The organism is Streptomyces sp. OfavH-34-F (genome assembly GCF_022347745.1).
GTDB lineage: Bacteria > Actinomycetota > Actinomycetes > Streptomycetales > Streptomycetaceae > Streptomyces.
This window is the reverse complement of sequence record NZ_JAKRGC010000008.1, coordinates 36,264-59,752: the sequence shown is the minus strand read 5'-3', so window position 1 is coordinate 59,752 and position 23,489 is coordinate 36,264. Positions and strand designations below refer to the sequence as shown.

25 protein-coding genes, 1 tRNA gene and 1 pseudogene are annotated in these 23,489 nt (G+C 71.5%); 10 read left to right on the top strand and 17 right to left on the bottom strand.

Going from position 1 to position 23,489, the window contains the following annotated elements; all coding sequences use genetic code 11:
- From MHW47_RS03440 to MHW47_RS03430, 3 genes are all read right to left on the bottom strand, one after another.
- A complete protein-coding gene (locus MHW47_RS03440) occupies positions 1-318 on the bottom strand; it encodes a sulfurtransferase TusA family protein (RefSeq protein ID WP_239221094.1) in 318 nt (105 codons plus the stop codon).
- Positions 315-1,580 (bottom strand): MFS transporter, encoded by a 1,266-nt coding sequence (locus MHW47_RS03435; RefSeq protein ID WP_239221093.1) that lies wholly within the window; start codon positions 1,578-1,580, stop codon positions 315-317. Before MHW47_RS03435 ends, MHW47_RS03440 begins: the two co-directional genes overlap by 4 nt.
- Positions 1,581-2,056: 476 nt before the next feature.
- Positions 2,057-2,734, bottom strand: coding sequence for a metalloregulator ArsR/SmtB family transcription factor (locus MHW47_RS03430; protein ID WP_239221092.1), 678 nt, complete (start codon positions 2,732-2,734; stop codon positions 2,057-2,059).
- A gap of 145 nt (positions 2,735-2,879) precedes the next feature.
- On the opposite strand from MHW47_RS03430, the gene MHW47_RS03425 reads away from it, so the two are divergent.
- The 5 genes from MHW47_RS03425 to MHW47_RS03405 all read left to right on the top strand — a co-directional run bounded on the left by MHW47_RS03425 (position 2,880) and on the right by MHW47_RS03405 (position 5,878).
- A complete protein-coding gene (locus MHW47_RS03425) occupies positions 2,880-3,320 on the top strand; it encodes a hypothetical protein (protein ID WP_239221091.1) in 441 nt (146 codons plus the stop codon).
- A 106-nt stretch (positions 3,321-3,426) separates the two neighbouring features.
- Entirely contained in the window at positions 3,427-3,954 is a 528-nt protein-coding gene (locus tag MHW47_RS03420) for a hypothetical protein (RefSeq protein ID WP_239221090.1), read from the top strand.
- Positions 3,955-4,064: 110 nt separating this feature from the next.
- Positions 4,065-4,844 (top strand): thioredoxin domain-containing protein, encoded by a 780-nt coding sequence (locus MHW47_RS03415; protein WP_239221089.1) that lies wholly within the window; start codon positions 4,065-4,067, stop codon positions 4,842-4,844.
- Positions 4,841-5,677, top strand: coding sequence for a cytochrome c biogenesis CcdA family protein (locus tag MHW47_RS03410; RefSeq protein WP_239221088.1), 837 nt, complete (start codon positions 4,841-4,843; stop codon positions 5,675-5,677). Before MHW47_RS03415 ends, MHW47_RS03410 begins: the two co-directional genes overlap by 4 nt.
- 128 nt (positions 5,678-5,805) lie before the next feature.
- Positions 5,806-5,878: transfer RNA gene (locus MHW47_RS03405), tRNA-Ala, on the top strand.
- A 77-nt stretch (positions 5,879-5,955) separates the two neighbouring features.
- Here MHW47_RS03405 and MHW47_RS03400 read toward each other — a convergent pair.
- The 3 genes from MHW47_RS03400 to MHW47_RS03390 form a co-directional block, all read right to left on the bottom strand.
- Positions 5,956-6,666 (bottom strand): type 1 glutamine amidotransferase domain-containing protein, encoded by a 711-nt coding sequence (locus MHW47_RS03400; RefSeq protein ID WP_239221087.1) that lies wholly within the window; start codon positions 6,664-6,666, stop codon positions 5,956-5,958.
- A gap of 197 nt (positions 6,667-6,863) precedes the next feature.
- Entirely contained in the window at positions 6,864-7,610 is a 747-nt protein-coding gene (locus tag MHW47_RS03395; protein ID WP_239221086.1) for a phosphotransferase family protein, read from the bottom strand.
- Between the two features lie 149 nt (positions 7,611-7,759).
- A complete protein-coding gene (locus MHW47_RS03390) occupies positions 7,760-8,392 on the bottom strand; it encodes a DUF2461 family protein (RefSeq protein WP_239221085.1) in 633 nt (210 codons plus the stop codon).
- Positions 8,393-8,633: 241 nt separating this feature from the next.
- On the opposite strand from MHW47_RS03390, the gene MHW47_RS03380 reads away from it, so the two are divergent.
- The gene (locus tag MHW47_RS03380; RefSeq protein WP_239221084.1) at positions 8,634-9,248 is read left to right on the top strand and encodes a GNAT family N-acetyltransferase; all 615 of its coding nucleotides are present in this window, start codon (positions 8,634-8,636) and stop codon (positions 9,246-9,248) included.
- A 352-nt stretch (positions 9,249-9,600) separates the two neighbouring features.
- Here the strand turns inward: MHW47_RS03380 and MHW47_RS03375 are convergent, their stop codons facing one another.
- The gene (locus tag MHW47_RS03375; protein ID WP_239221083.1) at positions 9,601-10,173 is read right to left on the bottom strand and encodes a peptidoglycan-binding protein; all 573 of its coding nucleotides are present in this window, start codon (positions 10,171-10,173) and stop codon (positions 9,601-9,603) included.
- A gap of 154 nt (positions 10,174-10,327) precedes the next feature.
- The gene (locus tag MHW47_RS03370; RefSeq protein WP_239221082.1) at positions 10,328-10,525 is read right to left on the bottom strand and encodes a hypothetical protein; all 198 of its coding nucleotides are present in this window, start codon (positions 10,523-10,525) and stop codon (positions 10,328-10,330) included.
- A gap of 823 nt (positions 10,526-11,348) precedes the next feature.
- Between MHW47_RS03370 and MHW47_RS03365 the strand changes: the two genes are divergently transcribed.
- The 3 genes and pseudogenes from MHW47_RS03365 to MHW47_RS03355 form a co-directional block, all read left to right on the top strand.
- On the top strand, positions 11,349-11,804 hold the full coding sequence (locus MHW47_RS03365; protein WP_239221081.1) for a hypothetical protein: 456 nt from the start codon (positions 11,349-11,351) through the stop codon (positions 11,802-11,804).
- A gap of 164 nt (positions 11,805-11,968) precedes the next feature.
- Complete coding sequence (locus tag MHW47_RS03360) at positions 11,969-12,334, top strand: S26 family signal peptidase (RefSeq protein WP_239221080.1); 366 nt, start codon at positions 11,969-11,971, stop codon at positions 12,332-12,334.
- 40 nt (positions 12,335-12,374) lie between these two features.
- Positions 12,375-13,418: pseudogene (locus MHW47_RS03355) on the top strand (IS630 family transposase); the annotation flags it as partial.
- A gap of 107 nt (positions 13,419-13,525) precedes the next feature.
- Here the strand turns inward: MHW47_RS03355 and MHW47_RS03350 are convergent.
- From MHW47_RS03350 to MHW47_RS03310, 9 genes are all read right to left on the bottom strand, one after another.
- Complete coding sequence (locus MHW47_RS03350; protein ID WP_239221079.1) at positions 13,526-14,767, bottom strand: phosphopentomutase; 1,242 nt, start codon at positions 14,765-14,767, stop codon at positions 13,526-13,528.
- A gap of 11 nt (positions 14,768-14,778) precedes the next feature.
- Positions 14,779-15,945, bottom strand: coding sequence for an alanine racemase (locus tag MHW47_RS03345; RefSeq protein ID WP_239221078.1), 1,167 nt, complete (start codon positions 15,943-15,945; stop codon positions 14,779-14,781).
- Positions 15,946-15,947: 2 nt separating this feature from the next.
- On the bottom strand, positions 15,948-17,063 hold the full coding sequence (locus MHW47_RS03340; RefSeq protein ID WP_239221077.1) for an aminotransferase class V-fold PLP-dependent enzyme: 1,116 nt from the start codon (positions 17,061-17,063) through the stop codon (positions 15,948-15,950).
- A 2-nt stretch (positions 17,064-17,065) separates the two neighbouring features.
- On the bottom strand, positions 17,066-18,016 hold the full coding sequence (locus tag MHW47_RS03335; RefSeq protein WP_239221076.1) for a phosphotriesterase: 951 nt from the start codon (positions 18,014-18,016) through the stop codon (positions 17,066-17,068).
- Positions 18,017-18,072: 56 nt separating this feature from the next.
- Positions 18,073-19,410 (bottom strand): YhfT family protein, encoded by a 1,338-nt coding sequence (locus MHW47_RS03330; RefSeq protein WP_239221075.1) that lies wholly within the window; start codon positions 19,408-19,410, stop codon positions 18,073-18,075.
- 45 nt (positions 19,411-19,455) lie between these two features.
- Positions 19,456-19,812, bottom strand: coding sequence for a DUF2620 domain-containing protein (locus tag MHW47_RS03325; protein WP_239221074.1), 357 nt, complete (start codon positions 19,810-19,812; stop codon positions 19,456-19,458).
- A gap of 58 nt (positions 19,813-19,870) precedes the next feature.
- Positions 19,871-20,257, bottom strand: a complete 387-nt coding sequence (locus MHW47_RS03320) for a PRD domain-containing protein (protein WP_239221073.1) — start codon at positions 20,255-20,257, stop codon at positions 19,871-19,873.
- A 106-nt stretch (positions 20,258-20,363) separates the two neighbouring features.
- A complete protein-coding gene (yhfZ, locus tag MHW47_RS03315) occupies positions 20,364-21,302 on the bottom strand; it encodes a GntR family transcriptional regulator YhfZ (RefSeq protein WP_239221072.1) in 939 nt (312 codons plus the stop codon).
- Between the two features lie 150 nt (positions 21,303-21,452).
- Positions 21,453-22,070: a DUF6000 family protein gene (locus MHW47_RS03310; protein ID WP_239221071.1), complete on the bottom strand. Its 618-nt coding sequence runs from the start codon at positions 22,068-22,070 to the stop codon at positions 21,453-21,455.
- A 352-nt stretch (positions 22,071-22,422) separates the two neighbouring features.
- Between MHW47_RS03310 and rsgA the strand changes: the two genes are divergently transcribed.
- Positions 22,423-23,478, top strand: coding sequence for a ribosome small subunit-dependent GTPase A (rsgA, locus tag MHW47_RS03305; RefSeq protein ID WP_239221103.1), 1,056 nt, complete (start codon positions 22,423-22,425; stop codon positions 23,476-23,478).
- The last annotated feature ends 11 nt before the right edge of the window (positions 23,479-23,489 follow it).

Sequence of the window (23,489 nt, the reverse complement as noted above, 5' to 3'; positions counted from 1 at the left end):
CTACGCGCGGCCTTCCGGCTCGTCCGGATGCCAGGGGGCGCCCGCTCGGACGGGGCGGGCGCCGGCGGCGATCCGCAGCGCGTACACCGGCGCGTCGGCGGTGTCCGGTACGGGGCCGAGGTAGTGATGGCCGGTCATGTGGCACCAGGCGGGCAGGTCGAGGGGTGCGGCCGGGTCGGTGGCGATCACGTGGACGACGGTGCCCGGTGCGGCGCCGTCGATCTCCTTGCGCAGGCGCAGCAGGAGGGTGACGCAGAGCAGGCCGGTGCCGTCGACGGTGAGGTCCGGGGCGGGGGTGCCGGGGTGTGTGGTGCTCATCGGCGGTAGGCGGTGGCGGCGACGGCGGGCAGGAGGGCGAGGGAGAGTGCCCCGCCGGTGAGGGCGAGGACGGGGTAGCTGGTGGCGGCGACCACGAGGCCGGAGGCCATGCCTCCGGTGGCGCCGGCGATGGCGATGGAGACGTCGACGAGGCCCTGGGTCTTGGCGCGGGTGGCGAGCGGGACGGTGTCGGTGATGATCGCGGTGCCGGAGACGAGTCCGAAGTTCCAGCCGAGGCCCAGCAGGGCGAGGGCGAGGGCGAGGAGGAGGACGGAGTCGCCGGGTGCCGCGGCGGCGAGGATTCCGGCGGCGAGGAGGGTGATGCCGGATGCGGCGGCGATCTTCATGCGGCCGTGGCGGTCGACGAGCCAGCCGGTGAGCGGGGAGGGCAGGTACATGGCGCCGATGTGGATGCCGATGACGAGGCCGGAGGCGGCGGTGGAGTGGCCGTGGTCGTGCATGTGGACCGGTGTCATCGTCATGACCGCGACCATGACGAGCTGGGTGAGGATCATGACCAGCGCGCCCAGGACAACGCCGCCGCGGCCCTCGGTGGTGTCGGCGGCCTCGGCGTCGGCCGCCTTGGTCGCGGCGTCGGCCTGCTCGGCCTGGGCGATGGTGCGGGCGAGGAGCAGGGGGTCGGGGCGGAGCCAGAGGGCGAGGACGAGGGCGGCCAGGGCGTAGGCGGCGCCGGAGATGACGAAGAGTCCGGCGAGGTGGGGGATGCCGAGGCGTTCGGCGAGGGTGCCTGCGGGGGCGGCGAGGTTGGGTCCGGCGACGCCGCCGAGGGTGGTGGCGACCAGGACGGTGGAGACCGCGCGGGCGCGGTGGCCGGGCGGGGCGAGATCGGCTCCGGCGTAGCGGGCCTGGAGGTTGGTGGCGGTGCCGGCGCCGTAGACGAACAGGGCGATGAAGAGCAGGACCGGGTTGTCGAGGACGGCGGCGGTGATGACGCCTGCGGAGCCGATGGCGCCGGTGAGGTATCCGGCGGCGAGTCCGGGGCGCCGGCCCCGGGCCTGCGAGATGCGCCCCACGGTGACGGCGGTGAGGGCGGAACCGGCGGTGAACAGGGCGCTGGGCAGCCCGGCGAGGCTGGTCGAGCCGAGCATGTCCTGGGCGAGGAGGGCCCCGACGGTGACCCCCGCGGCGAGACCGGCGCCACTGAGGACCTGGGAGGCGACCAGTACGCGCAGGATGCGGGGCTGGACCTGGGCGGGGTCGGGTATGGGGGCCGTCGTGCTGGTGGACGCGGTGCTGGTCATGTCTCTCTTCCGGAGCGGCGGTGGGCGGTACGAGGCGGGGGCGGGGGAGGGGGGGGGCGGGGACTGGGCCGGCGCCGGAGCGCCGGGCTTCGGGCCGGTGCGATGGCGTGCGGGCGGTCGGCGTCCTTGACGGTGGGGGTGTACGGCAGCCGGTTCGTCTCCGGGCCGCCGGGGCGTACCCGGCCGGGCCGGGCAGCCGTCAGCTGCTGGTGGAGGACGTCAAACGCGGGGCCCCGATGCGGTCCGGAGCGGGTTCGTCGGCCAGGCGCCGGGCGGTGCCGGGCGCGACGGCCGGCGCGCCGCTCTCCGTGCCCGCCCGGAGGCCGCGCGCCTGTCCGCCTCCGCGTGGGTGGACGACCGGCGTCTGCGAAGAGGGCGGCCGCCTCTCGCCGGTCGCCGCGTCACCGGCACCGTGTCCCCGGTGACGGCCGAGGTCGGGGAGGCAGGGGCGGCGGGCCCGCCGCTGCCCGGAGCGGTCACGTCAGGTCCGAGGCGTCGACGGGCAGCTCCGACAGGCGCCATTCGAGCATGCCGTCGTGGAGGCGGATCGCGCGGCGCCCCCGGTCGTTCAGCAGCCGCACGGCGTCGTAGGACAGGACGCAGTACGTGCCTCGGCAGTAGACGACGATCTCCAGATCCTCGGGCAACTCGCCGATCCGGTCGGCGAGTTCACCGACCGGGATGGAGATCGCGCCGGGAATGTGCCCGGCCCGGTACTCCTCCACCGGCCGCACGTCGAGCACGACCACGTCCCCGGCGGCGATCCGGACCCGCAACTCCTCCCGGCTGAGTTCCACGGAGCCGTCCTCCCCGAGATGGGCGGCCCGGGCGGCGGGAAGGGCGGCCTGATGGCGCTCCGCGACCTTGCGCAACAGCGCGAACAGCTGGGCGACATCGTCCCCGGCGAGCCGGTAGTGGATACGCACACCCTCGCGGCGGGTGGCGACGAAACCGGCCTGCTTCAGCGTCTGCAGATGCGCCGACGCGGTGGTCAGATTCAGTCCGGCCGCCTTCGCCAGCGCGTCGACGGTGCGCTCGCCCTGGGCCAGCAGATCCAGCAGCTCCAGCCGCTTTCCGCTGGCCAGCGCCTTGCCGCTGGCCGCGAACGCGTCGTACAGCCGGGCCTTCGTCTCGTTCTGCGCGGTCTCCGCCATCTCATCCTCCATAAATCCATGGATTACTGTAATCGCATCGGAGGTGGAGGGCCACACCCCCTCGCTCCCGCGCCGGACCGGCAAGTAGGGTGAGGCGGACGATCGTTACGGGCCCCACGCCCCGTCCGGCAGAGAAGGAGGAGCGGTGCGCCGAGCCCGTACGGCCGACCGGCCGCTGAGTTCCGCCCTTCTGCTGCTGATCGCCCTGCTCTTCGCCCAGTTGTGTGTCCACGGGCAGAGCGGCCTGCGAGACGCGTCCGATCGGACGGCCCCCGGCGGGGCCGGGATCGCTGTGGTGCTGCCCGCGTCGGACGACGAGCGGGCACCGGCGGAGCGCGAGGTCCTCGCTGCCTCTGCCGGTGAGCCGGACACGGAGTCCGCCTGGAGCGCCGACACCACGGGTGGTTCCTGCCCGGAACGCCAGGCACCGGATCAGTCGGGCAGCCCGCATCTCGCCATGCCCGCCGCCGCGGAGGCGCCTTCCCCCGGCAGAGCCGCTGCCCCGCAGGCAGTGCGGTGGCCCGCGCACCGCGACGACGCGTCCGCCGCGTCACCACCGCCACACGTCTGCGTCCTCAGGATCTAGACCGGCCCGCGCCGCCCCTTCCGTCCCGGTCCCGGCACCGCTCCGGGCTCCGGCGGTGGGGGAGTGGCCTCGTGCCCGCGTCCCTCCTCGACAACGGAGACACCTGATGGGCTTGGTACCCTCCGCTCCCGAACCTGCCTCTGAACCTGCCTCCCCTCCCGTCCGCAGCAGCCGCTCGCCTCGCGCCGCCCTCGATGCCCTGCGCCTGTGGGGCCCTCGGTCATGGGCTGCCGTGTGTGCCTCCGCCGTGGCCACGGCGCTGGTCGTCGGCGTGCCGACCGCCGTCGTCCCCACCCCGTTCTTCGGCCGGGAGATCCCCGTCCAGTGGTGGAACTACCCGGCGCTCGCGCTGACCGCGCTCCTCGCGGGCCTGGTCCTCGGCACCTACGTACGCCCAGGACCGTCCGACGCGTCCGGCGGCCGGCTCGGTTCGATCGGCGGCATGCTGTCCTTCTTCGCGATCGGCTGCCCGGTCTGCAACAAGATCGTTCTGCTGCTGCTCGGCACGGGAGGCGCGCTCAGCTACTGGGCGCCGCTGCAACCTCTGCTCGCCGTCGCCTCCGTGGTGCTGCTCGCCGAGGCGGCGCTCCGGCGCCTCAACGTCCAGGCCGCCTGCCCCGCGCCCGGCGCCTGACAACTTCGCGCCCGGCAACCCTTCGCCCGGTGCCAGGCAACCTCTCGCCGGGCCCGACCCCCTGAGCGGCCGGGCCCACCTGATCCTCTGCTCACAGGAGCTTGTTCTTCATGCCCGAAAAGTCTTCTTCCGCGTCTCCCGCACAGCAGGCCCGCGCCCGCCGCAGGCGCAGCGTCTGGGCCGCCGGCGTGCTCGTCGCCGCCACCGCGAGCGCCGTGGTCCTCGTCGCGACCGGCGGCTCCGACCCCGATCCACGCCCCGACAGCCCCCGGTCCGCCGCCTCGGTGGAGGCCGTCCCCGGGGACTCCGCTCCGGCGGGCCCCGACCTGGCACGCCGCGACGCCGACGACCCCCTGGCCGTCGGCCCGGCCGACGCCCCCGTGGTGATGGTCGAGTACTCCGACTTCCAGTGCCCGTACTGCGGGCGCTTCGCCCGCGAGACCAAACAGGAACTCCTGCGCACCCACGTCAAGAAGGGGTCGCTGCGCATCGAGTGGCGCAACTTCCCCATCTTCGGGGAGGAGTCCGAGGACGCCGCCCGCGCCGCCTGGGCCGCCGGCCGGCAGGGAGCGTTCTGGGAGTTCCACGACCGTCTCTACGCCGAACCACGCGGACGCAACACCGGCGCCTTCGCCAAGGACAAGCTCGTCGCCCACGCGAAGGAGGCCGGTGTCGCGGACCTCGACCGCTTCCGCAAGGACATGGACTCGGAACAGGCGCACCGGGCCGTGGCACGCGACCGTGCCGAGGGGTACGCCCTGGGCGTCACCAGCACGCCCGCCTTCCTGGTGAACGGCACCCCCGTGCTCGGCGCCCAACCCACCGAGGTCTTCGACAAGGCCGTACGCGACGCCCTCACCCGGAGCGGGAGCGGGAGCGCGAAGAAGTGACGGACGCCGGCTTCCTTCTCGCCTTCCTCGGCGGGCTGCTCGCCCTGCTCAGCCCGTGCAGCGCGCTGCTCCTGCCCGCCTTCTTCGCCTACTCCTTCACCCACCGGACGCGGCTGCTCCGGCACACCGCCGCCTTCTACGCCGGGTTGTGCGTGACCCTCGTCCCCCTCGGGGCGGCCGGGGCGTTCGCGAGCCGCCTGTTCATCGGCCACCGGGACACCCTCGTCCTCGTCGGCGGATGGACCATGATCTGTTTCGGAGTTCTGCAACTCCTCGGGCTCGGCTTCGGCTCCCGCCGCCTCCAGCGGCGCGCCGGCGCCCCCACCGGCTCGACGTCCTCCACCGTCGCGCTGGGCATGGTGTACGGGCTCGCCGGATTCTGCGCGGGCCCCATCCTGGGCAGCATCCTCACCGTCGCCGCGCTCGGCGGCAGCCCGCTGCGCGGCGGCTTCCTCCTGGCGGTCTACGCCCTGGGCATGGCCGCCCCGCTCTTCGTCCTCGCCCTCGCGTGGGACCGCTGGCAACTCGGTCGCCGCGCCTGGCTGCGAGGACGGGGATTCCGGCTCGGCCCCCTGCACCTCCACAGCACCTCGGTGATCGGCGGCCTGCTCTTCGTCGTGCTCGGCGCGGTCTTCCTCGCCTTCGACGGCACGTCGGCGCTGCCGTCGCCGCTGGACGTGGACACCGAGTACGCGTGGGAGCAACGGGTCACCGCTCTCGCCGCCGCGATCCCCGGGCACCTCCTCTGGGCCGCCCTGGCCGCCACGGTGGCGGTCGGGGCAGGCGTCGTACTGATCAGGAACAACCGGGAGGACAGCGGCGACCGAAGCTGACCCGCTCCCGTCGTTCACGCCCGGGGCCGTACGCGCCGCGCGTCGCGTACGGTCCCGGGCAGGCGCTCGTCGCGTCGGACCCCACGCGGCCGACAGGCAGGAGCAGTTCGTATGATCACAGGCGGGATGGGGCCGTAGCGCAGAGGTCGTCGCGCCTTCACCGCATGTGGGAAGACGCCGGTTCGAATCCGGCCGGCCCCATCCCACCCCACCCCACCCCATCCCGCAGGTCGAGACCGGGTGAAGTCGTCGTTCGAACCCGTCGACCGCGGCTCGACTCAGCCCCGTTCCTTCGACACGTTGCCTTCGACGGCCTCGACGACCTTCTTCGCCGTGGCCTTGGCCGAGCCCGGGTTCTGGCCGGTGACGAGGTTGCCGTCGGTCACGACGTACGAGACGAAGGGCAGCGCCGCCTTCTCGTAGAGCGCGCCGCGCTGCCTGGCCTTCTCCTCGGCGTTGTAGGGGACCAGCTTGTCGACGCGCGCGAGAACCTCCTCGGTCCAGGCGAATCCCGTCATCCGGCGGCCGTCGATGAGGTACGAGCCGTCCGAGAGCCGGGTGTTGAGCAGTCCGCAGTAGCCGTGGCAGACCGAGGAGACGACGCCGCCGCGCTCGTAGATCTCGCGGGTGATGTGCTGCAAACCCTCACTGTCGGGGAAGTCGTACATCACCGCGTGGCCGCCGGTGAAGTAGATCGCGTCGTACGCCGACGGGTCGATCCGGTCCGGGCTCACCGTGTTCTGGAGCATCGCCATCTTCCCTGGATCGTTGCGCCAGGCCTTCGCGGTCCTGTCGTAGTTCGGGAACTTCAGCGCACGCGGTTCCAGAGGGACCGCACCGCCGGCGGGGCTGACGAGCGTCTGCTCGTATCCGTGTTCCTCGAAGACGTGCCAGGCGTGCGTGAGTTCGGAGAGCCACAGCCCGGTGGTGTGGGACGGGTCGTCGTAGTGGCCGACGTTGGTGACGACGTGGAGAACGCGCTTGGTCATGACTGATCTTCTTCCATGCGGACCGGGACTGCGAGGCGACGGGCCGCAACGCGGGGGCGATCACGACATGCCGTGGGTGAGGTGTCCGGGCCCACGACGCCACGGCCCGCTCGCCGCGTGACGTGGGCGCGCCGCAGCCCTGCGGCTCTCGTGTCACGTGCGAGACGCAGACGTGGCGAGGCCGGAGACCGCGTGGTCTACCGGTGGGCTCTGAGTACGTCGACTTCGCAGCCCGGTGCGAACGGGTCGAAACCGTGCTCGATGAGCCAGCGCACCGCCAGCAGGCTCCGCAACGACCACCATGCGTGGACGACGTCGAGGTCGATGTCGGTGCCGTAGCCGGTGAGGACGTCGTCGAGGTGTTCCTCGTGCCCGAGGGTGAGGGTGGCGAGGTCGTACAGGGCATCTCCCCGGCCTGCCTCGGACCAGTCGATGATGCCCGTGACCTCGTCGTTCTCGACGAAGACGTGGGCGATCTGCAGGTCGCCGTGGGTGAAAGCCGGCGCCCATGGCCGGAGGGCGGCTTCGGCGGTCCGGCGGTTGCGGGCGACCAGGTCGGCGGTGAGGATGCCGTTGCTCACGAGCAGTGCGCACTCGGTGTCGAGCTCCTCCGCCAACGCGGCGGTGTCCCGGCCGGCGCGTCCGGTCCGGGGCGGAAGGGGCGCCTCGTGCAGCTCCCGGACCGCGGCACCTGCCGCGGCCCACGCCGTGGGCGACCCGGTCGCCGGCCCGCCGAGGCGCCCCAGCGTCGTTCCGGGGAGCGCGGTGATCGCGAGTACGTGCGGCTTGTGCCACAGGACCTCGGGGGTGGGCACCGGGGCGAGGGACATGGCCTCGACCTCGGTGTCGAGGCGCGCCTGATCGGCGTCGACCTTCAGGAACATGTCGCCGACGCGGAGCGTGGTGCGCTCGGAGTGGGTGACGACGACTTCGACCTCGTTCATGGGCGGCCAGTATCCCGGGGCCGAGCACCGATGTCGCGCGGTTTGTCGCGGACTCCTACGGCCGGCCCGCCGCACTCCGCTGCGTGGCCGGCCGCGCTCGATGCCTCGGAGCCGGACTCCGAGCGCCTCGGTCCCCTCCGTGTGCGAGATCAGGCGGTGCGGTGGACGTGCCGGATCAGCCACATCAGCAGGGCGTCCACATCGGCGGCGGCCGAGAGCACCCGTTCGACGGCTTCGGGGGTGTGCAGCCACTCCTCGCAGCCGAACGAACGGGCGGCGATCAGTGAACGGTGCCGCAGGAGGCCGGCGCGAGGGTGGTCCGCCGGGAAGCCGCGCGGGGGCCGTTTCATCATGTCGCCCGAGACGTCGTAGCCCTTGCCCCGCACCTCCTCGACGAGGGCCGCCAGTTCGCGGCCGCTGCCCTCGGCCGCCACGGCCCTGCGGAAGGCGTCCACCTGGCCCGGGTCCGGATACCACCAGGCGCCCTGGAGCCACAGACCGTCCAGGGAGAACCGGAGATTGATCTCGACCTTGCGGCCGAGCCTGATCACCGCGCTCTGGTGCTGCCACCACCAGGAGCCGGTGCGGTAGTGCCAGACGGAGAAGTCCTCGTAGCGGGGGTCGGCGTCCGCGACCCCGTTGAGCAGCGCGATCATCGGCTGCCGGACCAGACGCTCGCGGTCGGCCCGACAGCGCTCCCGGGTCTCCTTCGTCGGTTCACCCTGGAGCTGCCACAAGACGTCCATGGCCTGCTCCGGCCAGCCGGTGAACTGTTCGCGCATGCGCGGAGGATAGCCCGGCCGGCCGGGGCACGGTGCCGGTCACCGGCGCCTCGTCCCGTGCTCAGGCGGCCCGCGAGGGGCCTGCCGTTCGATGGCACCACCTGCGGAAGGTGGTCGGCCTCACCGGGAAGGGACTCTCCGCCCGGTGCGGCCGGTGCCGGACGGCGTCGCCCCACCCCCGGCGACAGCCGCAGTTCGAAAACCCGTGGAACGCCCGACCGGTCTCGGCCATGATCCTCGCGTGACCACCTACCTCGCGTCCGAGCGCCTGATCCTCCGCCCGTTCGCCGCAGCCGAAGCGGACCTGCTGATCGAACTGGACAGCGACCCGGAGGTGATGCGCTACCTGAGCGGCGGCGCTCCGACCCCGCCCGAGGAGGTCCGCGACCTTGCGATCCCGAGCATCCTCGCCGGTTACGAGCGCTGGAATCACGAACTCGGCCTGTTCGCCGCGTACGAGAAGGACAGCGGCGCCTTCGTCGGCTGGTTCTGTCTGCGCCCGCTGCGCAGCGGCCCGCGCGAGGAGGCCGAACTCGGCTACCGCCTGCGCCGGGCGGCCTGGGGCCGGGGCTACGCCACCGAGGTCTCGCGGGCGCTGCTGGCGAAAGGGTTCGCCGAACTCGGCCTCCGCATGGTCTGGGCCGAGACGATGACCGTGAACCGCCCCTCGCGCAACGTCATGGAGAAGCTCGGGATGACGCTCACTGAGAGCATCCCCGTCCCGGAGGACATGAGGGCGGTCGAGGGTTCCGAGCACGGGGGTGTGCGGTACGAGATCACGAAGGAGCAGTGGGAACTGCGGGCCCGGGCGGTGTCTTCACCTGTCACGCCCACTTCAGGAGTGGGGCGAGAGTGACGGCAGGACCGGGTGGTCTCGTCACGGCGGGTAGCAATGCCGCGCCACTGTTCCGGACGGTTGAGGCACCCCTCCACGACGTGGCTCCACACGGTTCCGTTCAGGACCCTGCGATCGTCCGGCCGTTTCCGCCCCCCTTCATGACTGGGGCGGCGACGGCCGGACGAACTCCCTATCGACATGGAACAATTCAAGGCGACGTTTCACGGCGCCATGATCCACCAGCGATGATCACCTGAAAACACTGCCGGGGAATCGCCCGGATAGCAGAACGCCGGATCGAGCGAGCGGGGACATGCGGCGCGAGGTGACGAACCCTGACCACCCGTCCGGACTCTGGGCAAGGCAGAGATCAGCTGCAGGTGTTGCTGTTGTACGAGGCCGCCCGCTTGATCCCCTTGCCATCGTGGAAGTACTGGATTCCGCTCGTGACCATGAACGCGAAGTCACGCACGGCGCCGTCGTAGGTGTCTGTGTGGCCGTCACCGTTCGTGTCCACCAGGGCCAGACCGGCAGTACCCCAGGACTGGCTGCCTGCCGAACTGTCGGCGGCGAGTCCGTTGCGCTGCTGCCACTTGTTCGTGGCGTATGCGGTGTTGGGGCCGAAGTGACCGTCGATGCCCGAGGCTGCCAGCAGGCCGTCGGCCCACAGGATCTTCTGCCACAGGCACGTGGCGTTCGAGTGCGTGTTCTTCGAGAGGTTCACCACGCCTTCGTCCCCCCACGACGCGTTGTGTCCCATGAAGTCCGTCTTCGTGGAAGCGGTGACGTAGGCGCCCCCGTGGTACGTGCCGCTCGCCGAAGCGGGGGTCGTCAGCGTGCCGCTGAGGCCGAGTGTCAGCAGCAGAACACCGACGGTGGTTGCGACGGGTCCACGCGGCGTCGCCTTGAGGCGCTCCGGCCTGAACGTAAGAACCTTGGACATGTAGGACCTCCTGAGTGAGGGGAAACAGCGAATATGACTCAGCGGTGCGGACGAGGCGCGGTCGCCCGGGACGATCATGGTGTCGGCTGCCGGCGCAGCCTTCGACAGTCCTGGAACCTGGAGGGTCCGGCGAAGCCGTTGTGCCTGCCGCCGGTCACCGACACGTGTAGAACGCGCCGGTCGGCGTGAAGTAGGGGAACTTGATGGCGCGGCCTGTGTAGGAGCCGTACGCTCCGCCGCCGGCCGACGCGGAGGACGCAGGGGCGGCGAACATGCTGGCGCCGAGCGGGGCGGCCGTCGCGGTGGCGACCGAGCCAACGTTTCTGATGGCCCGGCGTGTGGAGATGCGCATCCGTGTTCCCGTCCGATCCCGTCTGTTGGTACGTCGCTGACGGACCATAGGCTCTTCGGGGAGTCGCGACTTTGCCGTACGTGCCGGATGCTTTGCTCGCCGAACCGGTCGCCGCGAAGCCCACCTCCCAGCAGCCGCAGCGCAGTGGTGCGCCCGCCGCGTTTGCCCTCTATGTCCATCCAGGGGGGCGGCCGTCCCGGTTGCCCTTCCGGGCCCGGTCGGTGATCTCGCTGGTCAGGCCCACCCATGCGGTCAGAGCGCCAGGTAGCGCGAGGCACGGTGCGGGAGTGTCACCGGGCCACGCGGCCCGGCGACAGCGACATCGAGGTGCGGCCGGCGGCCAACGGCGTCGCGCCTGCTGGGCAAACTAAGCTGTGGTCATGTCATCTTCGGCCTGGGTGCGCCTCACCGAGGCGCGGGGAGTGCGGCGCCGACTGGCCATCATCAGCCGGCACGTTGTCAGGCGCCCCCTTTTGGTTCTTGCCCTCGCAGCGTTGGCCTTCCTCATCACCAGGTTCGGCAGGGATGTTCCCCTGCTCTACGGGATGGGGCCCCTGGGAGCCGTTCTGATCATGGGAAGCATGGGCCGCTACCGTCCCGCCCCGGAGCGCCGCGATGAGCCCCCGTCTCGGAACGAGGACGCCGGCACGAGCTGACCGGCAACCGGTCGTCCGGCTCGGCATGCCCTGCAAAACCCCCGTGCGGACGGCCGGTCGGGCGACACGCGCAGGTCCCCCCGGGCATCTCCGCAGCGGACTCGGAAACCGCCCGAACGACTAGAGCGTGTCTCCTTGGTGCTGTCCGCCGTGCGAAGCTGTGCGCCATGGAGCCTTCGATAGTCCGTGGACTTGCTCTGCCCGCCCTGCTGACGTCGCTCATCGATCGCGACCTCTGGCGTCACCCGGGCGATGTGGTGCTGGCGAAGGCCATTCCGTGGTTCAAGGACTCACTTGGCTTCGTGTCGAACCCCGAGCAGATGGCGTACGCGTCCCAATCGATGGACATGTTCGCCGATGATCCGCACTCCGCCTTCTTTCGCCAGGCACGCGGACGCAGAAGCGTTACCCCGCTCGAACTTCCTTGGCTTGATGTTGACCAGGCAGTGCTGATCGCCACCACTCGCAACCCCGGTGATGACGGCGCCTTGGCTCTCGACTACCGAACTGACCCCTCAGATCCCCGCATCGTCGGCAGTGACTTCTGGACGGACCCACTTCTGTGCCAGTGGCGGGTCGTAGCACCTACATTCTCAAGCTTCGTCTCAAGCTTGGGCCTGTAGCTTCCGTAGTCATGTCACTGCCGCGCCCAGAGAAGGATGGACGCGACGTGGAGTGCGGCCTGGTAGGCGATGGCTAGTGCCGCGTCAGGCAACGTTCGCCTTGCTGATGGAGGGTGAGAAGTAAATCGGTGGGTTGATGTAGGGGAATCTGCCACGATCACCGGATGGGCGCATTGGATGCAGTGGCAGGCAGGGTTGTTGGTGGGGCCACCGTGGCGTTCCGGCCCAGCGGCTCCTCGATGGTTCCGCTGATACGCAGTCGGCAGCAGGTGGTCGTCGCTCCGGTCGACCCAGCGAAGTTGGAGGTAGGGGACATCGTCCTCGCCCGTGTTGCCGGGACGGTCTACTTGCACTTGGTGTCGTCTGTGGACCCTGCCAGGAAGCGGGTGCAGATCAGCAACAACCGTGGCCGCGTCAACGGCTGGACCGGCCATGATCGTGTCTTCGGTATCTGTGTGGCGGTCGACGGCGTCCCCCGGTCAGGTGTCGAGGGCAAGACGCTCGCGGCCGATTCCAACGACTCCTCCTGAACACCGCGTTCCAGCGGCATCGGGCCGCCAGGCTATGCGGGTGGCAGAACGAGTGCGTATCCGCGAGATCGATGACGACGAGGGCCGGCGGTTACTGCGGATAGTCCGCAGAGGCGCGGGTTCCGTGGTGACCTGGCGGCGCGCGCAGATGGTGCTGCTGTCCGCCCAGGGCATGCCGGTCGTGAAGATCGCCGAGCTGTCGTTCACCAGTGACGACCGGGTCCGCGACGTGATCCACAACTTCAACGCCGACGGTTTCGGCTCGCTCTACCCCAAGTACTCCGGCGGCCGGCCGAAGACCTTCACGCTGCCCGAGCGCCGCGAGATCAAGAAGATCGCCAAGTCCAAGCCGACCGAGCATGATCTGCCGTTCTCGACCTGGAGCCTGGCCAAGCTGGCCGACTTCCTGGTCGCCGAGGGGGTGGTCGACGACATCAGCCACGAGGGCCTGCGCCTTCTGCTCCGCAAGGAGGGCGTCTCCTTTCAACGTCTGAAGACCTGGAAGACCTCCCGCGATCCGGACTACGCGCCCAAGAAGGCCCGCGTCGAGCATCTCTACGCGATCGCCGACGGTGAGGTCATAGCTGAGGAAGGCGAGCCCGAAGCCGTTTTCTGCATGGACGAGTTCGGGCCGCTCAACCTGATGCCGCACCCCGGGCGGCAGTGGACCGAGCACGGCGGCAGACACAAGGACCCCGACCGTGAGCCCCGCCGCCGGCGCCGGGCAACCTACAACCGTTACGGCGGGGTGCGGCACCTGTTTGCAGCCCTGGACCTGGGCAAGGACAAGCTCTACGGCCACATCAAACCGCTCAAGCGGCGCACGCAGTTCCTGGAGTTCTGCCGCTACCTGCGCACCCTCTACCCTCCGGCGGTGCGGATCGCGATCGTCTGCGATAGCTTCTCCCCGCACCTGACCACGAAGCGATGCCGGCGGGTCGCGACGTGGGCGGCGGCGAACAACGTGGAGATCGCCTACACCCCGACCAACTCCTCCTGGCTGAACCGGATCGAGGCCCAGTTCACCGCCCTGCGCTACTTCACCCTCGACGGCACCGACCACGCCGACCACATCGTCCACGGGCCGGATCGGCCGGCAGCAACGGTTCGATCCGGTCCCACATCGCATCGGTGATCACCAATCGGACAGACACATCCGATCAACTGACCAGCCCATCAAAGAGACACCCCCTAGGCAGCCCGCCGGCCCGTCCGCAGTTCCCGGCCGTTGGCCAGGCCCCGCGGGTCCAGCGACAGGGACACGGCCGCCGTCGCACCGACGTCCGCGAGGCTCTCCGCGTCGGGAAGCAGCTCCACGCCCTCCGCGTCGGGCCGGTGGATGAGCACGGGGACGTACTCGCGGGTGTGGAAGGCGTGCCCGGCCGTGGGGTCGTTGCCGTGGTCGCCGGTCACGATGAGGCGGTCGCCCGGGGCGTCGAGCAGGGCGACGAGCGCGGCCAGGCCCGCGTCGGTCTGTTCCAGGAGACGTCCGTAGCGCTCGGTGTCCTGCTGGTGCCCGGCCAGGTCCGTCTCCTGGATGTTGGCGACGACCAGGCCGTCCCCGGCGGCGCGCACCGCCTCAAGGGTGTGGGTGAGGACCTCGGCGGTGTCCACGGCCGGGTGACGGGCCGCCGCGTCGCAGGCCAGGATGTCGGCGGCCTTGCCCACCAGGGTCACCGGAACGCCCGCGCGGGCGGCCAGGTCGGGCAGCTGGCGGGTGTGGTCGATCCGGGCGCCCAGGTGCTGCACTTCGAGGCCGCCGTTGCGGTAGAAACCGGTCGCCGGGGTGTCGAGGCCGACCGTGCCCTCCTCACCGGCCCGTACGTAGTGCTCCAGCGGACCGTCCGCGTGTCCGCCCACCGCGATGACCCGCGCCACGGGAGCGACGGCGCGTACGGTGCGGGCCACGGCGAGGATGCCGTCCGGCCCGTCGAACGGCAGGTCCTCCAGCCGCCCCGAGGCGTTCCAGTTGATGCCCGGGTCCGCCTCCAGGTTGTCGTGGACCAGCACCGAGCCGTCGACGACCAGGAGCGGCGCGCCGTCCAGCCGGCCGACCCGGTGACCGGCCGCTTCGAGCGCGGCGGTCACCTCGTCGATGTGGTCGGCGAGCCGGGCGACGGTCACCCGGCTGAAGTCGGCCCCCATCATCGTCTGGTGGCCGGCGAACGTGTCGGCGCCCGGATAGCCGAGGGCGGCCCGGCCGGCGGCGACGGGCAGATGGGTGCGCCGGGCGAGATCGGGGTGCGGGTGGACGAGGCCGAGGCCGAGCGAACCCAGCACGGGCAGGCGCAACGGGCGGCCGAACGCCTCCCGGCAGTGGTCCAGCACATGTCCGCAGGTGTCGGCGGTCGGATCGCCGGGACGCGCGGTGCCCGCGTCGGGCATGGCGCCGATGCCGAATCCGTCGATCACGACGATGACGGTCTTGGCCATGGGGTGCCTCCTCAGCTCAGGGACCGGCCCTGGGCGTCGTACAGACCGTTGAGACGGGGCGTACCGGACGAGAGTCCGGAGACGACGGCGACGGTCGAGCGGGTGACGAAGATCTGGGTGCGGAAGGCGAGCAGCGCGGTGTCGCCGAGGCGGACGTCCTGTCCGGGGGCGGGCGCGTCGAGCAGCCGGTAGTAGTCGATGTTCTCGGCGGGCGCGTCGAGCACGTCCAGCCGTGCCCCGGTGCGTGGCAGCAGGGCGCTCCTGATGTGGGAGCGGGCGTAGAAGCCGCCGCCGAAGACGGCTGGCCGGCCGTCGCCCAGGGTGTGGGCCACCTCGGTGACGTACACGTAGGCGGGGGTCTCGGGCTGTGAGGGGTCGAGCGCGTGCAGCGGGGTCGTGCCGGTGAGGGCGTGGCCCGGCTCGCCGTGGGTGGCGCCGAGCTCGGCGAGCAGCGGCAGGGAGGCCATCGAGGTGGCACTCGGGGCGCTCAGTCGGAGGTCCGCGTGGCCGCGCCCGGCGAGCAGCTCGCGGGCCTTGAGGGCGAGCGCGAAGTTGGGGGTGGCGTACGGGGCCCCGGTCGCCGGGTCGCACAGCACGCACGGGAACGCGGTGACTCCCGCGATGCGGACGCCGGGCAGCCGCTCGGCCGCGTCGGCGAAGGCGTCGAGCCGGCCGAGCGGGACGCCGCCCTCCTGGCCGGGGTAGACGCTTCCCTCGGCGCCTTCGAGACGGATCAGGACGTCCTGGACGAACCCCAGCCGGCTCGCGGCGTCGGAGACCGCGCGGGCGTTGTCGAGGTCGTACACGGTGACGGTCTCGGGCCGCCACGCCAGCATCTCGGGCAGTGCGCGGCGCGGGATCTGGACGAGGTGGCCGAGGTTGCCGGCCCGGGCGCCGGAGGCGTGCAGGGTGCGGGCCTCGGGCGGGTCGATGGCGGCGTAGCGGGGGATGTGCCGGGCGACGGCCCGGATCAGTTCGGGGTTGCGGCCCAGCTGCTTGACGACGAACCAGAGGGACAGGCCCAGCCGTTCGGCCTCGGCGGCCAGCAGCGCGGCGTTGGCCTCGACGGCGTCCAGGTCCATCACATAGGTGTCCGGCGGGATCGCGCCCTGGTCGTGGAGTGCCGCCGCGGCCTCGACGAGACCGGGATTACGGGTCAGGACGGTGTCGAGAAACACGGTCAGCGGTCCTTCGGGTCGTTCAGCGCGGCCAGTGAGCGGCGCAGGATCTCGATGACGAGGTCCGCGCCCGCCCGCATCGGGTTGATGCGCACGGTCCAGTCGGCCAGTTCGGGGGAGTCGTCCAGGGTGGAGCTGGACATCCGGTAGAAGAGCGGCGTGATCTCGTAGCGGGAGTTCGAGCCGACGGGGTAGGGGGCCGCGCCGAAGCGGGCGGCGACGGCGGGCAGTTCCCGGGCGACGGGCCGGTCGAGCCGGACGAGCAGGCACCGGTCCTGCGCGTTGGCGAGCCGGACCTCGGCGACACCGGGCACCTCGCCCGCGTTCAGCCGCTCGGCGACCTCGGTGCCGACCTGCGACTGCACGGACCACATGAGCGGTACGTGGGTGAGCGCGCGCAGCGCGTCGAGCGCCTGGTGCCCCTGGACCTGGCCGCCGCCGGAGTAGTTGTCGCGGCGGATGTGCTCGATCAGGTCGCGGGCGCCGACGACGATGCCGACGCCCTCCGGGCCGTGCAGCTTGAACAGGGAGAAGCAGGAGGCGTCGGCGCCCAGTTCGACCCCGGCGGCCGGAGTGCGCATCACGGCGTAGTTGTCGTCGACGACGGTGCGGACGCCGGCGGCCCGGCAGGCGGAGAGGACCGCGCCGGGGTCGTAGGAGTCGGCGAGCCGCTGCCGGGTGTGCTGGACGTAGGCCCAGCGGAACCGGCCGGACTCCAGGGCCTCGCGGAGCGCGCCGGGATCGTTGAAGTCGGTTTCGGCGGTCCGGACTCCGAGGCCGCGCAGCGTGACCTCGGTGGTGCGGTAGACCGGAGCCCGGTGGATGAGGAGGGGGGCGCCGGGGCGGACGGCGGCGGCGAGGGCCGCCCGGATCGCGCCGGTGCCCGCGCCCTGGACGAACGCGGCGTCCTCGGCGCCGAAGAAGTCGGCGAGCACGGCCTCCACCCGGGCGGTGGTGGCGGGACGCCCCAGGCCGGGCACGACCCCGGCGTCGGAGGCGAACAGCTGCGGGCCCTCGAAGTGGCGGGCGGTGGCCTCGATGAGCCGGAACTGCCGGGCGACGGCGTCAGCCGGGGCCACGGTCGGCAGCGGGAACGTCTCGGGGAGTACGGGGTGCATGGTCAGCTCTCTTCCACGGCCGTGCCGCTGAGGAAGCGCAGCGGGTTGCGGCGGGTCAGCAGGTCGATCAGGTCGTCGTCCACGCCCGCCGCACGGACCTTGGGCAGGAAGCTCCCGAAGAGGTGGCCGTAGCCCTGGCCCCCCTCGGAGGCGAGGTAGCCGTGGCGGGAGATGTCGCAGCTGAGCAGGGCCCGGTCGGCGTGTCCTGCTTCCAGGAGGGCGAGCAGGAGGCGCAGCCGGGTCTCGTCGCTCTGGTAGCCGTCCTTGCCGACGGTGTCGAAGGCGACGTACGCGCCGCTCGCGGCCAGCTCCCGATGGACCGCCGGGTCGTCCAGCAGGTCCTGATGGCCGACCGAGATCCGGTGCGGAGGCAGCCCCTCGCCGGTGAGCAGTTCCAGCTGGGCGAGGCCGCCGCGGCCGAGCTGGGCGTGGGTGGCGACGGAGAGCCCGGTGGCGAGGGCGGCCCGCGCCGAGGCGCGGAGCACCTTGCTCTCCGCCGGCGCCGGGGTGTCCCCGTGGCTGCCGATCTCGCCGAGGACGCCGGGGCGGACACCCGTGGTCCCGATGCCGTCCTCGATCTCGCGGACGAGCGCGGCGGTGAGGTCCGCGACGTCGCCGCGCTCGATCTCGGGGGTGTGGAACGGCTCGTAGTACCAGCCGGTCGCGGCGACGACGGCGACCTGGGCGTCCCGGGAGATCCGGGCCAGGGTGCGCACGTCGCGGCCCATGCCGCGGCAGGTCAGCTCGACGACGAGGGCGAGTCCGTACTCCTCGCGGAGCGCGGCCAGTTCGGCGGTGACGGCGGCGGTGTGCCGGCCGTCGAGGACAGCGCCGCCGTCACCCCGGTGGTCGAGGTCGAGGACGAGGTGTTCGTGGGCCAGGGCGGGGCCGTGCACCGCGTCGGGGGCGATGTCTCCGAGGACGGTACGCAGCACGGGTGCGGGGCTGTTCATCGTGGGGGGTCCTTCTCTGGTCGGCCTGGGCGCTCCGGGGGAGTGGGGGCCCGGGGTCACCCCTTGAGCGGGGTGAACAGGTCCAGCCAGTACAGGAGGTTGAGGAGGATGCCGCCGACGATCACCGCGGCCGGTGCCGCGGCCATCCGGACGACCGGCCGGCCCATCGCCTCGTTCAGCAGGTAGAGCCCGCCGACGACGAGGATGCCCAGGCCGCCGCCCATGGCGTTGGCCGCCATCAGCGAGCCGAAGAGGATGGCCAGCTGGAGCGTCTCGCTGATCGCGCTGCGCAGGTGCTCGGAGGAGTCGCGGACGCTGGGCAGCCGTCCGAGGAGCTTGCCGATGTAGGACAGGGCCAGCACCTCGACCGCGAAGACCAGGGCACCGACGATCGCGGCGAGGAACGGGTTCGGCATCAGGTAGCCGATGGGGTACACGAGGGTGAAGCCCGCGATGCCGTACGCGCCGGAGGCCAGCGCGGTGGTCGCGATCAGCGGGATGAAGCCGAAGACGCGGTAGAAGTCGACCTGCGCCGCCTCGGAGTACTGCCCCTTCGCGATCAGGAAGCTGGTCGCCTCGCCGCCGCCGAATATGTGCATCTGGGCGAGCACACACACTCCGGCGCCCAGCACCATGAACAGGGGCAGGTACCGGCGCAGCCGGGCCGCGCTGGCGCTGAAGAGGGAGGCCATCGGGTCGTCGCCCTCGACGACGGGTTCGCTCACACCCGCGGCCCTGTCCGCCTTGCGCCGGCCGAGGTCCTTGGCGACGGCGAGGCCGATGAGCATCAGCACGCCGACGGCCATCGCCAGCGCGCCGGCGAACATATTGGGCCACAGCTTCATGGTCATGACGACCAGGGCGAACTCCAGCAGCCCCGCGAGGCCGCCCCACTTGCGGCCGAACTGCTTGGTGATGGCCAGCACGGGGAACAGCGTGAAGAGGAAGAGGATCGGGGTCGACATCTGCTGCATGGCGGTGATGAAGTCGACCGGCAGGTCGTGGGCCACGTTGTTGGCCCCGTTGAGCCCGAAGACGACGACCGCGCCCCAGGCGCCGCCGAGGATCGGCGCGAGCCACTTCTTCGGCGACAGCATGCCGAGGATGTCGGTGGGCAGGAAGAGGAGCCACGGGTTCAGCACACCGGTGGACAGGGCCATCGGGGCGCCGAGCCCGAAGATGAACCCGGCCGAGAGGCCGAACGAGACCGCCGTCGTCGCGCTGCGCGTGGTGCGCCCCTGGATGAAGTCCAGGAGGAACGGGCGTACGCCGTCGTTGAAGACGGCCAGCGCCATGTGAGCGATGTACGCGGTCAGCGCACAGAGGGCTATGACGGTCAGTTGCTGGGCCAGCGAGAAGTCGAGGCTCGTACCGGCTGCGAGTGTCGTACTCACGGGGTCACTCCTTCGTGCCCGGGATGATCGGAGAGGGGGGCTGGGTCAGCCGCGGGCGGCGATGGCGCGCGCCATGAGGGGAGCGATGGTGTCGATCTGGTCCATCGAGAAGCCGAAGACCTTCTTGCCCTCGTCCAGCAGGGCGGTGATCTGCTCCTCGGTGGGGACGTTGCGGCCGAAGGTGTGGCAGACGGCGCTGCCCATCAGGCCGACGAGGACGCCGAGCGAGGCACCGGCGCCCGTGTGGCAGGTGCCCAGGTAGTAGTCGGCCTGGCCGACGCGCAGCTTCATCGCGGCGTCCATGTCGCTGGAGGCGGTGACCTCCAGCCCTTCGATGCCGAGCTGCTTGATGGTGGCGGTGACCTCGGTCTTGCCGACGCCGCCGGCGAGGATCTTCGTCATGTCCTGCTTCTTTCCTGGTGGTTCGGGCCGGCCGGGCCGGTCCGGGGGACGGGGTGGTTCAGGAGGAGGGGGCGGCGGGGGTCTGCTGCGCCAGCACCGCGAGGTGCATGCCGAGGAAGTTCACCTCGGACTCGGGGAGGGCCGCCCCCAGGTCCCGCCGGGCGCGTTCGGCGACCTCGCGGGCGCGGGCGACGGCCTCGGGGTGTCCGGCCAGTTCGGCGGCGACCTGGTCGTCGGTGAGGAACTGCTCGATGGCCTCGCCGTCCAGGAGCCGGGTGAGCGCCATCATCAGGTGGCTGGTGAGCATGCCCGCCGTCGCCTCGGTCACGGTGCGGCCCTCCGCTTCGAGGGCGGCCAGTTCGGCCGCGACGAAGTCGGCGACCTCGGGCTTGATCTGTCCGCCTTCGCGGAAGAGCTGAATCCGCAGGGCCAGCTGGTCGTCCATGGCGATCCTCCTAAAATAGACAGTAACCAGGATTTTGTATTTTGAGAGGACCGAAGGTCCCGTGGCGGCAGGACTTTCGTCCTGTTCCGGCCGCCTCGCCTGCGGCTCAGTAGGAGGGCAGGCGCGTGCCCTCGATCACCTCGTGCTGGAGTGAGGTGATCAGCGGGAGATCCAGGGAGTCGCGGACCGCGGCCAGGGCCTTGGCGCCTTCGGTACGGCCGATGACGGCCGCGCTGGAGTTACGCAGCGACAGTTCGCGGGTGACCTCGTCCCCCAGGGGGAGCACGTCCACGCCGAATCCGAGCCGGTCCTGCACCTCGTCCAGGTTCCAGACGGTGGCGTCGACCTCCTCGCGGGCGAAGAGGTCGGGCAGCTGCATGTACGAGGCCTCCACCCGCCGGACGTCCGGGCGCCCGGCGAAGACCAGGTCGACCAGCTTGCGCAGATCCTCCGACGCGTGGTCGACCGCGACCCGCAGGCCCGGGGTGTCCAGGTCCACGCCGTGGCGCAGGAGCATGCCGTGCGCACCCACGTAGGTCGCCGGCCCCAGGTCCGCCACCAGCTCCACCGGATGCTCGGCGATCAGCTCGTCGGCGGCGAACCGGGACAGCACGACGAGGTCGACCTTGCCCTCGAGCAGGGCGGCGGTACGGGCCCCGGCGCCCCGCATGAACGTGATCGCGAAGGGCGCGCCCGCCTTCTCGAAGGCGCCGCGCAGCCCGGTGGCCAGACCCTCGTACCGGCGGGAGTACGGCAGGGGCATCGCGGCCAGCAGCGTCCCGAGCCCGGAGAGCCGCCAGAGTATGGACCGGTCCGAGTGGGCGAGGAAGGTGCCGAGGTGCCCGCGGGCGGTCGTCCGGATGGCGCCGGACTCCTCCAGCAACTGCAGGGCCGCCTGGACCGTGCCGTTCCCGCAGCCCAGTTCCTCCGCGAAATCCCGCACCCGGGGCAGCCGCGTGTCCGGCTCGTGATTGAGCAGCAGGACCGCGAGCTGGCGGGCGGCCAGTCCGTTGCGCGTGAGGAAGCGGTCGTCGAAGGCGTTCACGATCAGAACAGTAAACAGGATTCTGGATATTGACAAGGTTCCGCACCGAAGCGCTCGGGGGAGGCGTCCCGGCCCGGAGCGGAGCCGCGTCGTCGGGCCCTCCCCGCCCCACGGGCATGGTCCGGGAAGCCCGTCAGGGGAGGACGGCGGTCACGGCACCTCCGCGCATGCATCGACGAACGCGCAGAGCCGGCGGATGAGGCTCAGAAAGGAGGGGGCGGGGTCCGCCCCGTCCTTCATGTGTGGTGCCTCCCGGAGCCACTGCCGCCACGGGCCCCCCGGCTCCGCGAAGCGGTCCGCTCGGCTGCCTCCGAGGTCCAGGTCGACGAACTGGAGAGCGCCCATGACGACGGGCTGGTCGTACGCGAGGTCGGGGCGGCGGAGGTACCGATCCAGGTAGGCGGCGAGCAGATCGGCGTCGCGCGCCGTGCCGAAACCGGCCAGGGCGACGCTGTAGGCGAGGCCGGCGCAGCAGACCTCGCTCGCCAGCAGGAGTTCTCCGAGGCGCTCACGGAACTCCGCCCGGCGGGAGACGGCCACGAGCCACGCCGCGGTTCTCCGCTCCCGCCAGCCGCCATCGAGAAGCCTGGTGATCTCGTCGGCGGTGATGAGTCCCGCATCCTCACGGAGATCTCGCACGAATCGCGCGCCGTCGGGGTCTCGCATGTTCAGCAAGCCGCCGCCGAGTTTCAAGTAGCGCCGCTCGGGCGTGACATAACGACGGACCAGGGCCGACAACTCGGCATCGTCGTGAGGACGGCGTATCACGACGGCGATCCTGCCCTGCCGCCCCGGAACGGAGCCAGGTCTTTTCCGACCTGCCCGCCGCACAAACGCGCGGAGATGCTACGGTCTCTGCGGATGTGGCGACCGAGCCACTCCCGGAGATCGGAGGAGATGCGTGATGACGGTCGTGGTGACCACCGCTGTGTGCGGTGCCCGACTCGTTCGCATCTCTCGGGTCTCGGCCTGACCTTTCCTCTGCCGGTCTCCCCTCTGCGGGAGCGGTTCCGGCACGTCTGATGTCCGGCGAGGCCCCTCACAAGGGTCTCTTCCATTGTTTCCTTCACACTCTTCGTTTTCTCCGTTCGCTCTCCCCTGCTCCTCGCACGTCCCGGCCCTGGCCGACTACGGCTGGGATCCGGAGCGTGAGCGATCCTTCGGCGCGTTCAGGGACGCGGGACTGCTGCCCGGTCGCGTCGTGCGGGCCGAGCGCGGTCAGTGCGACGTCGTCGCCGAAACCGGCCCCGTCCGCGCGCTGGTCCTCCCCTCCTCGGGAACCGGGGACCGGCTGACGCCGTGCACCGGCGACTGGGTGGCGGTCAGGCCGGCGGGCCCGGCGACCTCCGCCACCGTGGTGGAGGTGCTGGAGCGACGGACCGCGGTGGTCCGCTCCACCTCCGCGCGGACCTCTCACGCCCAGGTACTGGCCGCGAACGTCGACACCGTGGCGGTGGCCGTCTCTCTCGCCGACCCGCTCAAACTCGGGCGGATCGAGCGCATGCTGGCCCTCGCCTGGGAGAGCGGCGCCACACCCGTGGTGGTGCTCACCAAGGCCGACCGGTGCCCCGACCCCGCCGCGGCGGCCTCCGAGGTGGCCGAGGCGGCCCCGGGCGTGGAGGTGCTGGTCACCAGCGCCACCACCGGCGAGGGCCTGGACGTCCTGACCGCGGTCCTGTCGGGCACGATCGTCCTGCTCGGGCCCTCGGGCGCGGGCAAGTCCACCCTCGGCAACCGCCTGCTCGGCGAGGACCGCCTGGCCACCGGCGCGGTACGCGGCAGCGACGGCAAGGGCCGCCACACCACCGCCTGGCGCGAACTGGTGCCGCTGCCCGACGGGGGAGTCCTCCTGGACACCCCGGGCCTGCGCGGCGTCGGCCTGCACGATGCCGACGACGGCCTGGAGCGGACCTTCGCCGAGATCACCGAACTGGCCCGGGACTGCCGCTTCACGGACTGCGCCCACACGGTCGAGCCTGGCTGCGCCGTGCTGGCCGCCGTGGCGGACGGCCGGCTCACCGAGCGGCGCCTCGACAGCTACCACCGCCTGGAGCGCGAGAACGCCCACGCCGCCGCCCGCACCGACGCCCGGCTGCGAGCCGAGCTGGAACGGCCGATGAAGCAGCTCTCGCGACAGCTGCGCGCCCACAAGCAGTCCCCCTACTACAAGGCATGACGGAAAGGAAC

Bases quoted from the DNA above. Each gene is read 5' to 3' on its own strand.
- MHW47_RS03440 (WP_239221094.1), bottom strand. From the start codon at position 318: ATGAGCACCACACACCCCGGCACCCCCGCCCCGGACCTCACCGTCGAC.
- MHW47_RS03435 (WP_239221093.1), bottom strand. From the start codon at position 1,580: ATGACCAGCACCGCGTCCACCAGCACGACGGCCCCCATACCCGACCCC.
- MHW47_RS03430 (WP_239221092.1), bottom strand. From the start codon at position 2,734: ATGGCGGAGACCGCGCAGAACGAGACGAAGGCCCGGCTGTACGACGCG.
- MHW47_RS03420 (WP_239221090.1), top strand. From the start codon at position 3,427: ATGGGCTTGGTACCCTCCGCTCCCGAACCTGCCTCTGAACCTGCCTCC.
- MHW47_RS03415 (WP_239221089.1), top strand. From the start codon at position 4,065: ATGCCCGAAAAGTCTTCTTCCGCGTCTCCCGCACAGCAGGCCCGCGCC.
- MHW47_RS03400 (WP_239221087.1), bottom strand. From the start codon at position 6,666: ATGACCAAGCGCGTTCTCCACGTCGTCACCAACGTCGGCCACTACGAC.
- MHW47_RS03395 (WP_239221086.1), bottom strand. From the start codon at position 7,610: ATGAACGAGGTCGAAGTCGTCGTCACCCACTCCGAGCGCACCACGCTC.
- MHW47_RS03390 (WP_239221085.1), bottom strand. From the start codon at position 8,392: ATGCGCGAACAGTTCACCGGCTGGCCGGAGCAGGCCATGGACGTCTTG.
- MHW47_RS03375 (WP_239221083.1), bottom strand. From the start codon at position 10,173: ATGTCCAAGGTTCTTACGTTCAGGCCGGAGCGCCTCAAGGCGACGCCG.
- MHW47_RS03370 (WP_239221082.1), bottom strand. From the start codon at position 10,525: ATGCGCATCTCCACACGCCGGGCCATCAGAAACGTTGGCTCGGTCGCC.
- MHW47_RS03365 (WP_239221081.1), top strand. From the start codon at position 11,349: ATGGAGCCTTCGATAGTCCGTGGACTTGCTCTGCCCGCCCTGCTGACG.
- MHW47_RS03360 (WP_239221080.1), top strand. From the start codon at position 11,969: ATGGGCGCATTGGATGCAGTGGCAGGCAGGGTTGTTGGTGGGGCCACC.
- MHW47_RS03350 (WP_239221079.1), bottom strand. From the start codon at position 14,767: ATGGCCAAGACCGTCATCGTCGTGATCGACGGATTCGGCATCGGCGCC.
- MHW47_RS03340 (WP_239221077.1), bottom strand. From the start codon at position 17,063: ATGCACCCCGTACTCCCCGAGACGTTCCCGCTGCCGACCGTGGCCCCG.
- MHW47_RS03335 (WP_239221076.1), bottom strand. From the start codon at position 18,016: ATGAACAGCCCCGCACCCGTGCTGCGTACCGTCCTCGGAGACATCGCC.
- MHW47_RS03325 (WP_239221074.1), bottom strand. From the start codon at position 19,812: ATGACGAAGATCCTCGCCGGCGGCGTCGGCAAGACCGAGGTCACCGCC.
- MHW47_RS03320 (WP_239221073.1), bottom strand. From the start codon at position 20,257: ATGGACGACCAGCTGGCCCTGCGGATTCAGCTCTTCCGCGAAGGCGGA.